This is a genomic window from Streptomyces sp. NRRL WC-3742, from assembly GCF_000720635.1.
In the GTDB taxonomy this organism is placed as follows: domain Bacteria; phylum Actinomycetota; class Actinomycetes; order Streptomycetales; family Streptomycetaceae; genus Kitasatospora.
In genome coordinates, this window is sequence record NZ_JOCF01000001.1 from 180,817 (window position 1) to 195,096 (window position 14,280).

General features: G+C 73.1%; 12 protein-coding genes. 4 read left to right on the plus strand and 8 right to left on the minus strand.

Features of this window, described 5'->3' with window-relative positions:
- The first annotated feature begins 91 nt into the window (after window positions 1–91).
- Window positions 92–1,261, plus strand: coding sequence for a sensor histidine kinase (locus IH61_RS0100890; protein WP_031063296.1), 1,170 nt, complete (start codon window positions 92–94; stop codon window positions 1,259–1,261).
- Between the two features lie 82 nt (window positions 1,262–1,343).
- Here IH61_RS0100890 and IH61_RS0100895 read toward each other — a convergent pair whose 3' ends face one another.
- Window positions 1,344–2,420, minus strand: coding sequence for a S1C family serine protease (locus IH61_RS0100895; RefSeq protein WP_031063299.1), 1,077 nt, complete (start codon window positions 2,418–2,420; stop codon window positions 1,344–1,346).
- 240 nt (window positions 2,421–2,660) lie between these two features.
- Between IH61_RS0100895 and galE the strand changes: the two genes are divergently transcribed.
- Window positions 2,661–3,647 carry a UDP-glucose 4-epimerase GalE gene (gene galE, locus IH61_RS0100900; protein WP_031063301.1) on the plus strand — a complete coding sequence of 329 codons (987 nt, stop codon included), beginning with the start codon at window positions 2,661–2,663 and terminating at the stop codon, window positions 3,645–3,647.
- Window positions 3,648–3,714: 67 nt separating this feature from the next.
- Here galE and IH61_RS0100905 read toward each other — a convergent pair whose 3' ends face one another.
- Complete coding sequence (locus IH61_RS0100905) at window positions 3,715–6,087, minus strand: PQQ-binding-like beta-propeller repeat protein (protein ID WP_031063304.1); 2,373 nt, start codon at window positions 6,085–6,087, stop codon at window positions 3,715–3,717.
- Between the two features lie 424 nt (window positions 6,088–6,511).
- On the opposite strand from IH61_RS0100905, the gene IH61_RS0100910 reads away from it, so the two are divergent.
- Complete coding sequence (locus tag IH61_RS0100910) at window positions 6,512–7,159, plus strand: TetR family transcriptional regulator (protein ID WP_031063307.1); 648 nt, start codon at window positions 6,512–6,514, stop codon at window positions 7,157–7,159.
- Between the two features lie 281 nt (window positions 7,160–7,440).
- Here the strand turns inward: IH61_RS0100910 and IH61_RS0100915 are convergent, their stop codons facing one another.
- The 6 genes from IH61_RS0100915 to IH61_RS0100940 form a co-directional block, all read right to left on the minus strand.
- Window positions 7,441–8,385, minus strand: a complete 945-nt coding sequence (locus IH61_RS0100915) for a beta-ketoacyl-ACP synthase III (RefSeq protein WP_031063310.1) — start codon at window positions 8,383–8,385, stop codon at window positions 7,441–7,443.
- A 137-nt stretch (window positions 8,386–8,522) separates the two neighbouring features.
- A complete protein-coding gene (locus IH61_RS48045; protein WP_234326969.1) occupies window positions 8,523–9,782 on the minus strand; it encodes a L,D-transpeptidase family protein in 1,260 nt (419 codons plus the stop codon).
- Between the two features lie 117 nt (window positions 9,783–9,899).
- A complete protein-coding gene (mqnE, locus tag IH61_RS0100925) occupies window positions 9,900–11,063 on the minus strand; it encodes an aminofutalosine synthase MqnE (protein WP_031063315.1) in 1,164 nt (387 codons plus the stop codon).
- A gap of 61 nt (window positions 11,064–11,124) precedes the next feature.
- On the minus strand, window positions 11,125–12,093 hold the full coding sequence (locus IH61_RS0100930; protein WP_031063318.1) for a threonine ammonia-lyase: 969 nt from the start codon (window positions 12,091–12,093) through the stop codon (window positions 11,125–11,127).
- 5 nt (window positions 12,094–12,098) lie between these two features.
- On the minus strand, window positions 12,099–12,557 hold the full coding sequence (locus tag IH61_RS0100935) for an Lrp/AsnC family transcriptional regulator (RefSeq protein ID WP_030055719.1): 459 nt from the start codon (window positions 12,555–12,557) through the stop codon (window positions 12,099–12,101).
- 119 nt (window positions 12,558–12,676) lie between these two features.
- Window positions 12,677–13,354, minus strand: a complete 678-nt coding sequence (locus tag IH61_RS0100940) for a UbiX family flavin prenyltransferase (protein ID WP_031063320.1) — start codon at window positions 13,352–13,354, stop codon at window positions 12,677–12,679.
- A 91-nt stretch (window positions 13,355–13,445) separates the two neighbouring features.
- Between IH61_RS0100940 and IH61_RS0100945 the strand changes: the two genes are divergently transcribed.
- Complete coding sequence (locus IH61_RS0100945) at window positions 13,446–14,198, plus strand: cyclase family protein (protein WP_031063322.1); 753 nt, start codon at window positions 13,446–13,448, stop codon at window positions 14,196–14,198.
- Window positions 14,199–14,280: the final 82 nt, after the last annotated feature.

Below are 14,280 nucleotides of genomic sequence, written 5' to 3' on the forward strand. Positions count from 1 at the left end.
GTACGCCGGCCCGACAGTGAGGGACGGTGGACCCGCTATGGAGTCCGTGCACCGCCGCGCCGTGAACGCCATCAAGGAGCAGGACGCCCGCATGGAGCGCCCACCCCTGTACGGATCGCGGATGTGGCGCCAGGCCGGCTACCTGCTCTCCAACCTGCCCCTGGGCGTCGCCGGCTTCGTCGTGACCGTCACCCTGCTCTCCGTCGGCCTGGGCACGGCCGTCACGGTCGTGGGCCTGCCGCTGCTGGGCGCGGGCCTGTCCAGCTCGCGGTCGATGGGCCGGCTGGGCCGCCTGCGGGCGCGGAACGCGTACGGCTCGGCGATCGAGGAGCCGGAGCCGGTGAAGCCGCGCCGCCCGGGGGTGGTCGGCTACACCACCGCCCACCTCACCGACCTGCTGAGCTGGCGCTCGGTGCTCTACAACGTGCTGATGCTGCCCTGGGGCATCATCAGCTTCGTCCTGACCCTGGTCTCCACGATCGCGCTCTGGCCGCTGCTGCCCTGGGTGGTGCGCGCCCTGGCGGCGGTGGACCGCATCCTGATCGAGTCGCTGCTGTTCCCGGGCGCGCTGGCCGAGCGGGTGCGCGAGCTGGAGGACGACCGGGGCATCGTGGTCGACAGCGCCGCCGCCGACCTGCGCCGCATCGAGCGGGACCTGCACGACGGCGCCCAGGCCCGGCTGGTCGCGCTGGCCATGGACCTCGGCATGGCCAAGGAGCGGCTGCGCGAGGTGGACGGCCCCGAGGACGTGGCCGCCGCGACCCGCATGGTCGACAACGCGCACGGCGAGGTGAAGCTCGCCCTCCAGGAGCTGCGCGACCTCGCCCGCGGCATCCACCCGGCGGTGCTCACCGACCGGGGCCTGGACGCGGCCCTGTCTGCGGTCGCGGCCCGCTGCACCGTGCCCGGCGGGGTCAGGGTGAGCGTCGACCTGCCCGCCCGGGACGGCGAGCCCGAGCGGCCGGACTCCGCCGTCGAGGGCATCGCCTACTTCACCGTCAGTGAGCTGCTCACCAACGTCTCCAAGCACTCCGGCGCCCGCACCGCCACGGTGGAGCTGTGGCGCTCGGACGACCAGCTGATGGTGCTGGTCCAGGACGACGGCCGGGGCGGGGCGGCCCCCTACCCGGGCAGCGGCCTGGCGGGCCTGGCCGAGCGGGTCCGCGCCGTGGACGGGGTGTTCGTGGTGGACAGCCCCGAGGGAGGCCCGACCACCGTCACCGTCGAGCTGCCCTGGCGCACCCGCACCGCGAAGCGCTGAGGCGCTCGCAGAGAGGGAACCGGTACGGCGGCGGCCCCGCGCGACCCTTGCACGGTGATGCGGGGCGGCCGCCGTACCGGCGTCAGGGGGTTTCCAGCGTGCCGAGGGTGACGTCGGCGGTCTGGTCCTTGCCGTCCCGGGTGTAGGTCACGGTGACCTTGCTGCCCGGGGTGAGCGAGGCGAGCGCGGTGGTGAGCGCGTTCAGCGAGTCGACCGGGGTGTCCCCGATCTTGGTGATCACGTCCCCGGCCTGGAGCCCGGCCCCGGCGGCGGCCCCGCCCTGGGTGACGGAGACGATGACCGCGCCGGCCGGCTGGAACTGCTGGTTGAAGCTGCTGCGGGCGACGATCCCGAGCGCGGCCCGGCCGGTGTTGGTGACCTTGCCCTGCTTGATCAGCTGGTCGGCGATGCTCGTGATGGTGGACGCCGGGATCGCGAAGCCGATGCCGGGGGCCGCCCCGCCGTTGGTCTGCGGCTCGGTGGCGGCGAGGGTGTTGATGCCGATGACCTGGCTGTCCAGGTTGACGAGCGCGCCGCCGCTGTTGCCCGGGTTGATCGCGGCGGAGGTCTGCACCATGTTGCCGATGGTCGCACCCGGCGAGCCGCCGCCCCGGGGCTCGGAGACCGTCCGGCCGGTGGCCGAGACGATGCCCTGGGTGACGGAGCTGGAGAGCCCCAGCGGGCTGCCCATGGCGAGGGTGATCTGGCCGAGCTGGACCTTGCCGGAGTCGGCGAAGGCGGCGGGCTTGAGGCCGCCGGGCGGGCTGCTGAGCCTGATCACCGCGAGGTCGGAGTCGGGGTAGCTGGCGACGAGGGTGGCGTCGAGGGTCTTGCTGCTGTTGGCCAGGGTGACGGTGAAGGCGGTCGCGGTGCCGACCACGTGGGCGTTGGTGACGATGTCGCCCTTGTCGTCGTAGACGATCCCGGAGCCGAGGCTGTCGCCGGTGGTGATCTGCACCACGGAGGGCAGCACGTCCGCGATCACCCGCTGGTACGCGTCCTGCAGCTGGTTGGCGCCGCCGGGCTGGGCCCCGGGGGCCGAGGAGGGCTGCTTGCTGGAGGCCCCCGCGGAAGGCGAGGACGGCGAGCCCGAGGAGCCGGAGGAGCCCGAGGAGGAACTGCTGCACCCGGCCAGCGCCAGCACGGCCGCCAGCGCCACCGCGCCCGAGGCGGTCGCCCGGCCTCGGACGACCCCGTGCGAAGCCTTGGGACCGGTCGGCCGGGGGCCGCCGGGAAGAGGGCGGGCGTGTTCCTTCTTGCGGCTCACCTGACGGCCTCCGAATCGTCGCCGAACCTGCGGACACGGAAATCCTTGCCAGCATTCCACCCCTTTGTCCGTATTTGCGGCCCGACTCGCCCGGGCGGGTGGTTTCGGAAAGAGAGGGCCTAGGATCGGGCCATGACTTGGCTGATCACTGGCGGTGCCGGATACATCGGCGGGCACGTGGTCCGCCAGCTGCTCGACGCGGGCGAGAAGGTCGCCGTCCTGGACGACCTCAGCACCGGCGACCCGAGCCGGCTGCCCGCCGAGGTCGCGCTGGTCAAGGGCTCCACGCTGGACGGCGCCGCCGTGCGCGCCGCGATCCGCGAGCACGGGGTGGACGGCGTCCTGCACTTCGCCGCCAAGAAGCAGGTCGGCGAGTCCGTCGAGCGGCCGTTCCTCTACTACCGCGAGAACATGCTCGGCCTGCAGACCGTGCTGGAGGCGTGCGCGGCCGAGGGCGTGCGGCGCTTCCTCTTCTCCTCCTCCGCCTCCGTCTACGGCATGCCGGACGTCGACCTCGTCACCGAGCGGACCCCGTGCGCGCCGATGAACCCGTACGGCGAGACCAAGCTCGCCGGGGAGTGGCTGGTCCGGTCCGCCGGGCGGGCACACGGCATCAACACCGCCTCGCTGCGCTACTTCAACGTCGCCGGGGCCGGGGCGCCCGAGCTGGCGGACACCGGGGTGTTCAACCTCGTCCCGATGGTCTTCGAGTGCCTCACCACCGGCCGCGCCCCGCAGGTCTTCGGCGCCGACTACCCGACCCCGGACGGCACCTGCGTGCGCGACTACATCCACGTCTCCGACGTGGCCTCCGCCCATGTCGCGGCCGCCCGCAGGCTCGCCGAGGGCCGGCCCGGGGAGACCGCGCTGACGCTCAACATCGGCCGGGGCGAGGGCGTCAGCGTCCGCGAGATGCTCGCCCTGATCGGCGAGGTCACCGGGCGCGACACCACCCCCGTGATCGCCCCGCGCCGTCCCGGCGACCCGGCCCGGGTGGTGGCCTCGGCCGAGGCGATCCGCCGCGAGCTGGGCTGGCGGGCCCGGTACGACGTGACCGACATGGTCGCCTCCGCCTGGGAGGGCTGGTGCCACCACCACCCGGAGGCGCTCGGCGCGTGAGCGCCCGGGGCGTGCCTCTCGGATCACGCCGGGCGGCCGCCGCCGGGCGTGATCCGAAGGACACGCCCTACCGGACGGGCACCGCCGTGCCGTAGTAGGCGTCCAGCGCGTACACGCAGCGGTCCTTGGAGCCGACGAAGACCCGCCCGCCGACCGCCACCGGGGAGCCCGTCAGCTCGCCCTTGGTGCCCAGCTCCCAGCGCAGCTGACCGCTCGCCAGGTCCAGGGTGTGCAGCGAGTGGTCCCGGCTGCCCAGGTGCACCAGGCCGTCCGCGACCGCCGGGACGCCGACGATCTCGCCCCGGGCGGTGTAGCGCCAGCGCTCGCGGCCGCCGGCCGCCTCGAAGGCGTACAGCACCTCGCCGCTGCCCACCAGCACCATGCCGTCGCCGACCACCACCGGCTCGGCGCCCTGGCGGCTGCCGGTGAGCGCCCGCCAGCGTTCCCGGCCGGTGACCGCGTCCAGCGCGTACACGGTGCCCAGGTAGTCGGCGACGTAGACGGTGTCCGCGTCCAGCGCGGGCGGGGTGAACATCACCACCGGGGCCTCGAAGCGCCAGCGCTCGGCGCCGGTGGCCGCGTCCAGGGCGTACACCCGGGTGCCGGCCGTCACGTACAGCACGCCGCCGCGCTCGACGGGGTGCGAGGGCACGTCCTCGCCGACCGCGACGGACCAGCGCAGGCCCGCGCCGCGCGGGTCCACACAGCGCAGCCGCCCCGCGCCGTGGTAGTACGCGGCGCCCGCCACCAGGACGGGGCCGGCCTGCGGGTTCTCGTAGTCCTGCTGGGCGTCGTCGGCCCGCCACAGCTCGGCGCCGGTCACGGCCGAGCGCAGCTGGACGCCGCCGCCGCGCACGCCGCAGCAGAGCACGCCGTCGGCGGCGGAGAGGGAGTACACCCAGCCGTCCAGCGAGCTGCGCCAGCGCTCGGCGCCGTCCGCGACGTCCACCGTGAACAGGTGCGGGCCGTCGGCGGCGTGCACCCGGCCGGAGTCCACCGCGAGCGCCCAGGCGACGTCCCTGGTCTTGTAGCGGCGCTCGCCGGAGGCGATGTCCAGCGCGTGCACCTCGAAGCTGGAGACGAAGAGCGTGCCGCCCGCGACCACCGGGGTGCCCCAGACGTCGTTGGACATCCGGAACCGCCAGGGGCGCCAGCGGGCCGCCGGGGCGGGCGGCGGCGTGGGCACGGGGGCGGGCGCGGGGGCCTGGGTCGGGTGGCGGACCCAGTCCGTCTCGGCCGGGGCGCTGTCCGGGCCGGTCTGCTCGTGCTCGGCGCGCGGACCGGGGCCTATCCGTACGTTGACGCCGGACAGCTGCACCTCGCCGGCTCCCGCGGGCGCCGGCCGGCGGCCCGGGGAGGGGATCTTCGAGGTCGGGATGCCGTCCTCGGTCATCGGGCCGGGCGTGTGCACCGGCCCGTGCCCCTCCCCCTGGCCCGCGTGCCGACCGCCGCCGTGCGGGCGCGGCCGGTGGTCCGGCTCGGGCTGCGGCGGGACGTACGGAGGGGCGTGCGGCGCCGGGTGCGGCGGCTGCGGCTCGGGCACCGGGCGCTGCGGGCGGCGCTTGGTCTCGATCAGGGCCAGCGCGTTGGCGGGCAGCCAGTCCCCGGCCTCGCCGGCGGCGTCGTCCCGGGAGAACAGGTGCGGGGCCAGCTCGGCCTGGATCTGCGCCGGGGTGGGCCGGTGCTCGGGCGACTGCCGCATGCAGGCGCGCACGAGGTCCATCAGCTCGTGCGGCATGCCGGAGAAGTCGGGCTCCTCGCGCAGCAGCTGGAACACCGTCTCCACCGGGTTGGAGCCCCGGTACGGCGGGTGGCCGGTGGCGCAGAAGACCATCAGCGAGCCGAGCGAGAAGACGTCGCTGGCGCCCCGGACGTTGCGGCTGTCCCTGGCCTGCTCGGGCGACATGTAGGCGGGCGTGCCGACCGCGACGTTGGTCATGGTCAGCCGGGTGCTGGAGACGCCGGCGGCGATGCCGAAGTCGATCACCTTCGGGCCGTCCTCGACCACCAGGACGTTGGAGGGCTTGAGGTCGCGGTGGACCAGCCCGGCCGCGTGGATCGACTGGAGGGCCTCGGCGATGCCGGCGATCAGCCAGCGGGTGGCGTCCACCGGCAGCGGGCCGCACTCCTCGACCAGGTCCTCCAGGGAGGGCGCGGGGATGTAGGCGGTGGCCAGCCAGGGCACGCGGGCGTCCGCGTCGGCGTCCACCACGGCCGCGGTGTAGAAACCGCCGACCGTCTTGGCCGCCGCGATCTCCCGGGCGAAGCGGACCCGGAAGAGCTCGTCCTCCGCCAGCTCCCCCCGGACGGTCTTGATGGCCACCCTGCGCCCCGAGGCGGAGCGCGCCAGGTAGACCAGCCCCATCCCGCCCGCGCCCAGCCGCCCCAGCACCTCGAAGGGCCCGATCCGCCTCGGATCGTGCGCCGTCAGCTGGTCCACTCCGCTGCCACCTCCCCGTCGTCCCGCACCTACCGCGTGGTGCCGGACCCGATTCTCCATTGCCGCCGCGCGCAACTCCAACCTCCCCCGCCCAGGAGCCCCGGGGAACGGTTCCCTGGTCAGCGATGACGGAAAGGCCGGATTCTGACGCCCGCTCCGTAAGTCGCTTGCACCCCGGCGCCCGGACAGTCCGCACGAAACCGTGGCAGTTCACGGCAAAAGTCGTCACGCTCTGTCACTCGACCACCCCTCAGCGGACTCGCCGTCACGCTGTGGGGTCAAAGGCACACGGGGGGGCTACAACCGGCCCTCCGAGTGCGGTGAATAACCGTCCGAGAGGCCCGGATCGTTATGGCAACCCCCGTGCGGAGTAATAGTCGCATCACCGAATCGCGCCAAGATCGTGCCACGGTAAGCTGACGGCATGACAGGACAAGTTCGCACCGTCGACGGTCGCGTCGCCGGGCGACGCGGACAGGAGACGCGGCAGAAGCTGCTCGACTGCCTCCGCGAGATGCTCAGCACGTCGCCCTATCGGGACGTCAAGGTCATCGACGTCGCCCGTATGGCGGGTACCTCCCCCGCGACCTTCTACCAGTACTTCCCGGATGTCGAGGGCGCAGTCCTCGAAATCGCCGAGGAAATGGCCAAGGACGCCGACACCCTCAAAGAGCTGGTGGCCGGAAAGTCCTGGGCAGGGAAGTCCGGCCCGACCACTTCGGAAGAACTGGTCGACGGATTCCTCGCCTTCTGGCGCAAGAACGACGCCATTCTCCGAGTGGTCACGCTCGGTGCCGCGGAAGGGGACAAGCGGTTCTTCAAGATCCGCATGACCGTCCTCAACGCGGTCGCCAAGCCGCTCGCGGAAGCCGTCAAGGAACTCCAGGCGAAGGGTCAGGCCGACAAGTCGCTCGACCCGAACGCCGTCGCCGGGGCCCTGGTCTCGCTGCTCGCCTCGGCGGCCGAGCACCAGAAGGCTTTCACCTCCTGGGGCGTCAAGGTCAAGGACCTCAAGCCCAACCTCGCTCCCCTGGTGTACCTGGGCGTCACCGGCAAGAAGGCGCCCAAGTAGACCCACCCCTCCACCACCCCATCCGCTCCGCGCGCAGCCCCGGCCTCCTGTCCGGGGACGACGGACGGCGGCCGTGTCCTCGGGGGAGGTCCGCCGACGTGCCGCAGGCGCGCCAGACATGCCGGTGGGCGGCACCCTTCACACGGGGTGCCGCCCACCGGTATGTGCGGTTACTGCCGCCCCCGCCCCGAGCCGAAGGGCGCGCCGACCCCGAAAGGGAGGAGCGAGGGAGCGACGACCGTCGGGGTCGGGTCAGGAGCGCCCGGAGGCGAGCGGGCGAGTCACGGGCAGCGCACGACCTGGCCCGCGTAGGCGAGGCCGCCGCCGAAACCGAAGAGGAGCACCGGGTCGCCCGGGGAGAGTTCGCCGCGTTCGACCAGCTTGGAGAAGGCGAGCGGGATGGAGGCGGCCGAGGTGTTGCCGGAGTCGACGACGTCGCGGGCGACCACGGCGTCGGCCAGGCCCAGCTTGGCGGCGATCGCGTCGATGATGCGCAGGTTCGCCTGGTGCGGGACGAAGCCCTTCAGCTCGGAGGGGTCGATCCCGGCCCGTTCGCACGCCTGACGGGCGAGCGGGGCGAGCTGGGTGGTGGCCCAGCGGAAGACGCTCTGGCCCTGCTGGCTGATCACCGGGTTCCAGCCCGTGATCACCACGGCGTCGCCCTTCTCCGGCTCGGAGCCCCAGACGACCGGCCCGATGCCGGGCTCGGCGCCCTCCTCCTGGGCCTCGACCACCGCGGCCCCGGCGCCGTCGCCGAAGATCACGCAGGTGGAGCGGTCCGTCCAGTCGAGGGTGTCGGTCATCCGCTCGGCACCGATCACCAGCGCGCGGCGGGCCGCGCCCGCGCGGATCGCGTGGTCGGCGGTGGCCAGCGCGTAGGAGAAGCCCGAGCAGACGGTGTTGATGTCGTACGCGGCGGGCGCTCGCACGCCCAGGCGGGCGGCGACGGCGGCGGCGGTGTTGGGGCTGCGCTCGACCGCGGTGCAGGTGGCGACGACGACGAGGTCGATCTCGTCCGCCGTGCGGCCGCTGCGGGCGAGCGCCTTCTGCGCGGCCTCGGTGGCGAGGTCCACCAGGGTCTCGGCCTCGGCGACGTGCCGGGTCCGGATGCCGACCCGGGTGCGGATCCACTCGTCATCGGTGTCGACGAGCACCGCCAGGTCGTCGTTGGTGAGGACCTTGGGGGGCTGGTAGTGCCCGAGTGCCACAATGCGAGAACCGCTCATGCTGCCATGGAACCGGGTTACCCGCTGGTCAGCTGGGCGTGACCGGCACAGGATCATCGGCTGCGAACTGTAGGAGACCCACAAGGGGCCTTGTCCCAGACGGGTCGGCGGCCCTTCGGCGGGGGTGTCCGCCGAGGTCAGGCGGCCAGTGAGGCTGTGTCGCCCATCACTATGACGGGGTGCGCGGCGGGGTCCAGGGTGCGGATCAGCTGGACCATCTTGTCCTCGGGTATCGAGACGCAGCCGTGGGTCGGGCCGTCGTGGTCGACGTGCAGCCAGATGCCGCCGCCCTTGCCGGCCCCCATCGGGCGGCGCATGTCGAGCGGGGAGCTGCCGGCCACCCGGTTGTAGTTGATCGCGACGACGTAGTCGAAGGAGCCGGCCAGCTGGTCGCCGAAGAAGCCCGTGCCGGAGACCACGAAGCTCGGGTCCTTGTCGTACGGGACCTTGCCGCCCGGGTTGTCCAGGCGGCCGCCCGCGTCGGTGAGGGAGAAGACGCCGATCGGGCTGCGCAGGTCGCCCTGGTTGTGGTCGGCCGTCCAGCCGTTCTTGCCGTTGTGGCCCTGCCAGGTCTCCCCGGCCAGCCAGCGGCCCTCGGGGGTGCGGGTCCAGAGGGTGACGGAGTTCTTGTCGGTGTTCTTGTCCTGGCCGGTGGCGACCAGCACCTGGTTCGTCCCGGCCGGGATCTTCGCGGTGAAGGTCGGGCCGAGGCCGGGTATCGCGGCCACCGAGGCGTCCGCCCGGGTCTGGCTGCGGCCGGCGGCCGCGGGCTGGGTCTGCCGGGCGTCGGCGGCCTGGACGGCGGCGGGCGCGGGGGTGGGCTGGTCGGCGCGGCTCTCGGAGTCCGGGGCGGGGCCGTCGGCGGCGGCGAGGCCGGGGCGGGCCTCGTCCTGGCCGACGGTGTACCAGCCGGCGGCGGCCGCGACCAGCAGGGCGGTGCCCGCCATCACGGCCTTGCCGCCGCGCTTCTTCTTCGCCTTGCGGCGGTGGCCCCGGGCGGCGGCGCGGGAGCCGGTGGGCGCGGGGGCGGCCGGTTCGGTCGAAGGTCCGGGGGCGAGGGGGGCGGCCTCGGGCTCGGGTTCCGGCTCGTAGGCGTACACCGGCTCGGGCTCGTACGGCTGTTCGTACGTCTCGTAGGGCGCGTACTGCTCCTGCGCCGGGTACTCCTGGAAGGGCTGGTCGTACGCCTCGAAGTACCCGTCAGGGGCCTGCTGGAACGACTGCTGGTACGGCTGCCGGTAGGTCTGGTCGTAGCCCTGCTCGTAGCCCTGCCCGTAATCCTGGCCGTACGTCCGGTGCTCGCCGTAGGAGTAGTGCTCCTGCTGCGGCACCTCGTACACCGGCTCGTGCGCCGGGTCGTACAGCGGGTACGTGGTGGCGCGATGGGAACCGGACATGTCTCGATCCTGCCAAACGGCGTACCCGTTGGTAAACCCGGACGGCGTGCGAAGGCAGTGAAGACCGTCACCCCGTCACCTGGGCCGAGCCGGGTGACGGGGTGCGCCGAGGAGGGGTCAGAGGCGCATGGCCTGCGGGGTTTCGCGGCGCGCCAGGTCCGGGCCCTCGTACTCGCGGATGATCTCGTAGCGGGTGTTGCGCTCGACCGGGCGGAAGCCGGCGTCGCGGATCAGGCCGAGCAGGTCGTCGCGGCCGAGCTTGTTCGGGGTGCCGAAGTTGTCCGCGTCGTGGGTGATCTTGTACTCGACCACCGAGCCGTCCATGTCGTCCGCGCCGTGGCTGAGCGCCAGCTGCGCGGTGGTGACGCCGTGCATCACCCAGAAGACCTTGACGTGCGGGACGTTGTCGAACAGCAGGCGGGAGACGGCGAAGGTCTTCAGCGCCTCGGCACCGGTGGCCATCTCCGTGCGGGCCATCAGCCTGTTGCGCACGACGCCGTCCTTGGAGTCGTGGAAGTCGTGCTGGTAGCGCAGCGGGATGAAGACCTGGAAGCCGCCGGTCTCGTCCTGCAGCTCACGCAGCCGCAGCACGTGGTCCACCCGGTGGCGGGGCTCCTCGATGTGGCCGTACAGCATGGTGGACGGCGTCTTGAGGCCCTTGGAGTGCGCCAGGCGGTGGATGCGCGACCAGTCCTCCCAGTGGGTGTCGTGGTCGACGATGTGCTGGCGGACCTCCCAGTCGAAGATCTCCGCGCCGCCGCCGGTCAGCGACTCCAGGCCGGCGTCGATCAGCTCGTCGAGGATCTCGTCGGCGGGCAGGCCGCTGATCTTCTCGAACCAGTGGATCTCCGTGGCCGTGAACGCCTTGAGGGAGACGTTCGGCAGGGCGGCCTTGAGCTCGCGCAGGGAGCGCGGGTAGTACCGCCAGGGCAGGGTCGGGTGCAGGCCGTTGACGATGTGCAGCTCGGTGAGGGACTCGCTCTCCATGGCCTTGGCCAGGCGCACGGCCTCCTCGATGCGCATCGTGTAGGCGTCCTTCTCGCCCGGCTTGCGCTGGAACGAGCAGTACGCGCAGGACGCGTTGCACACGTTGGTCATGTTGAGGTGGCGGTTGACGTTGAAGTGGACGACGTCGCCGTTCTTCCGCGTCCGCACGTGGTGGGCCAGGCCGCCCAGCCAGGCCAGGTCGTCGCTCTCGTAGAGCGCGATCCCGTCCTCGCGGGTCAGCCGCTCACCCGCGTAGACCTTCGCCTCCAGCTCGCGCTTGAGCCCTGCGTCCATGCGGTGCCCCGCCTCCTCCGACTTTCGATTCCTTGCCGGAGACGAGGTTACGCCTATGCGCTCACGCCTTTGCCGACAGCAGCTCCGCGAGCAGTGCGGGGTCGATGTTGCCGCCGCTGACCACGGCCGCCACCGCCTGCCCGCCGGTCTCGGCGGCCCGGTGGAAGTACGCCGCCGGGGCGACCGCGCCGGAGGGCTCGGCGACCAGGCGGCCGCGGCGGGCCAACAGGGCGACGGTGGCGCGGATCTCGTCCTCGGTGACGGTGACCACGTCGTCCACGTAGGCGGTGAGGTGCTCGAAGGGCAGCTCGCCGACCGAGGGGGTGCGCAGCCCGTCCGCGATGGTGCGGTAGGTGTCGGCGACCGGCCACTGGACCCGGCGGCCGGAGCGCAGGCTGGCCTGGGCGTCGGCGGCCAGCTCGGGCTCCACGCCGATCACCCGGATGCCGGGGCGGGTGAGCTTGAGGGCGGCCGCCGTGCCGCTGATCAGGCCGCCGCCGCTGACCGGCACCAGGACGGTGTCCAGCTCGGCGGGGGCGTCCTCGGCGATCTCCAGGCCGACCGTGCCCTGGCCGGCGATGATGAACGGATCGTCGTACGGGGGCACCCAGACGAACCCGTGGCGCTCGGCCAGTTCGCCGGGCAGGGCGTCCCGCTCGCTCGGGGAGACCAGGATCACCTCGGCGCCGAAGGAGCGGGTCGCCTCGACCTTGACGGCCGGAGAGGTGTCCGGCATCACGATCACGGCCTTGATCCCGAGCAGCTGCGCCGCGTAGGCCACCGCCTGGGCGTGGTTGCCGCTCGACTGGGCGACCACGCCCCGGACACGCTCCTCGGCGGTCAGCGCCGCCAGCCGGTTGTACGCGCCCCGGGTCTTGAAGGCCCCGGTCGGCTGGAGGTTCTCCGGCTTGAGCCAGAGCCGCCGCTCGCCGTCCGCCGCCCAGGGGGCGGGGACCAGCGGGGTGCGGACCACCACGCCCGCGATCCGCTGCCGGGCGGCGCGCAGTTCTTCCAGACCGACCAGGGCCATCGTCGTCACTCTCCTACCGGGGGCAGCTCACTCACGCGGTTCTCCCACTTCGTGGAGAGTACGACGGTGGTGCGGGTGCGGGCCACGCCCTTCGTGCCCGAGATCCGCTTGACCACCGACTCCAGGCCAGCCACGTCGGCCACCCGGACCTTGAGCATGTAGGAGTCGTCGCCGGCGATGAACCAGCAGTCCTCGACCTCGTTGAGGTCCTTCAGCCGGAACGCCACGTCCTCGTGGTCGGCGGCGTCCGTGAGTTGAAGGCCGATCAGGGCCGTCACGCCGAAGCCGAGCGAGGCCGGGTTGACCGTCGCCCGGTAGCCGGTGATCACACCGGCCTGCTCCAGGCGGTTGATGCGGTCCGTGACGCTCGGCCCGGAGAGGCCGACCAGTCGGCCCAGCTCGGCGTAGGACGCGCGGCCGTTCTCCCGGAGCGCCTGGATGAGCTGTCTGTCCACCGTGTCCATATACCGTCCGCGTCCTTCCGAACCTCACCAGACCCACAGATCATTATCCGGATTCAAAGGCGCTGTGCGCTGACCGACCCGGATATCGCAGAGAAGATACTCTCCCGCCCTCGGTCTCCTTACTCCCCCTCAGCCCGTGCGCCCTCGCCGCCGCCCGCTTTTCGGGCCGCCGCCCCCAACTCGCCTTCCCAGCGCAGGTACAGGGAATGCGGCACTCGGGCGGCGTCCAGGACCCGTCCGGCGACGAAGTCGACCAGCTCCCGGACGGTGGAGCCACCGGCGTAGAAACCGGGCGAGGCGGGGAGCACGACGGCGCCCTGTGCGTCCAGCTCCACCAGGTGCTTCAACGTCACCCCGTTGAGTGGTGTCTCGCGCACGCACACGACCAGTGGGCGGCGTTCCTTGAGGGTGACGCTGGCCACGCGCTGGAGCAGGTCCTTGCTGAGGCCGAGGGCGATGCCGGCGACGGCGCCGGTGGTCGCGGGGACGACGAGCATGCCCTTGGCGGGGTACGAGCCGCTGGAGGGGCCGGCGGCGAAGTCCCCGGCGGGCCAGTAGCGGACGTCGTCGAGGGCGGCCTCCTCGGTGCCCAGCCAGGCGGCGAGGTCGGTGCGCCAGTGGGCGTCGCGGAAGGAGATGCCCGTCTCGTCGAGGATGGTGAGCCGGGCGGCGCGGCTGACGATCAGGTCCACCGCCTCCCCGGCGGAGAGCAGCGCCCGGATCACCGACGCCGCGTACGGCGTCCCCGACGCTCCCGAGACCCCGACCACCCACGGCTGACGTTTCGCTGTTCCCATGCGCCCTTTCTATCCCGGCCTGACCTGAGGGTTCGTGCCCGGCATCGCCGACCGGGCCCGCGCGGGCGCCGCTCCTGGGAGCATGGGGGGCATGGCAGCGACTCTCGTCGACCTCACCCATCAGGTGACCACCGCGATGCCGGTCTACCCCGGCGATCCGGCCGTGGTGCTGGCACCCGCGCTCACCACCGCCACGGCCGGGGTGAACGTGCTGGCCCTGCACCTGGGCTCGCAGTCCGGGACGCACGTGGACGCGCCGTACCACGTGGACGTCACCTGGCCCACGCTGGACGGGCTTCCGCTGGAGCGGTTCACCGGGCCGGCCGTGGTGGCGGACCTGCGGGGGCTGGAGCCCCGGGCGGTCGTCACCCCCGAGTCGCTGGCGCCCGCGCTGGAGCGCTGCGGGGAGGGCAGCGTGCTGCTGCTGGCCACCGGCTGGGCCCGGCACTGGGGCACCGACGCGTACCTCGCCCACCCGAGCCTGAGCGCGGCCGCCGCCGAGGCGATCGTGGCCGCCGGGGTGCGGACGGTCGGGGTGGACGCGCTGAGCGTCGACCCCACACCGGACCCGGGCCCGGAGGACCCGGCGGTGGCCGCGCTGCTCGCCGACCTGACGGACGAGCACGACGAGCGCGACCGCCCCGCCGGCGAGGAGCCGACGCTGGCCGCGCACCGGGTGCTGCTGGGGGCGAGCGGCGGCGGGGTGATCGCCGAGAACCTGACGGACCTGCGGCCGCTGCTGGAGGCGCAGGAGGCCGGGCGGCCCGTGGAGGTCTCGCTGTTCCCGCTGCGGCTGGTGGCGGCGGACGGCGCTCCCGTACGGGCGGTGGCGCGCCTGGGCTGAGCCCGTTCTCACGGATCGCGCTGGCCGTTCGATCGGATCGCGCGGGGGCTGTTCGTCCGGATCGCGCGAGCCGTTGCAGGCC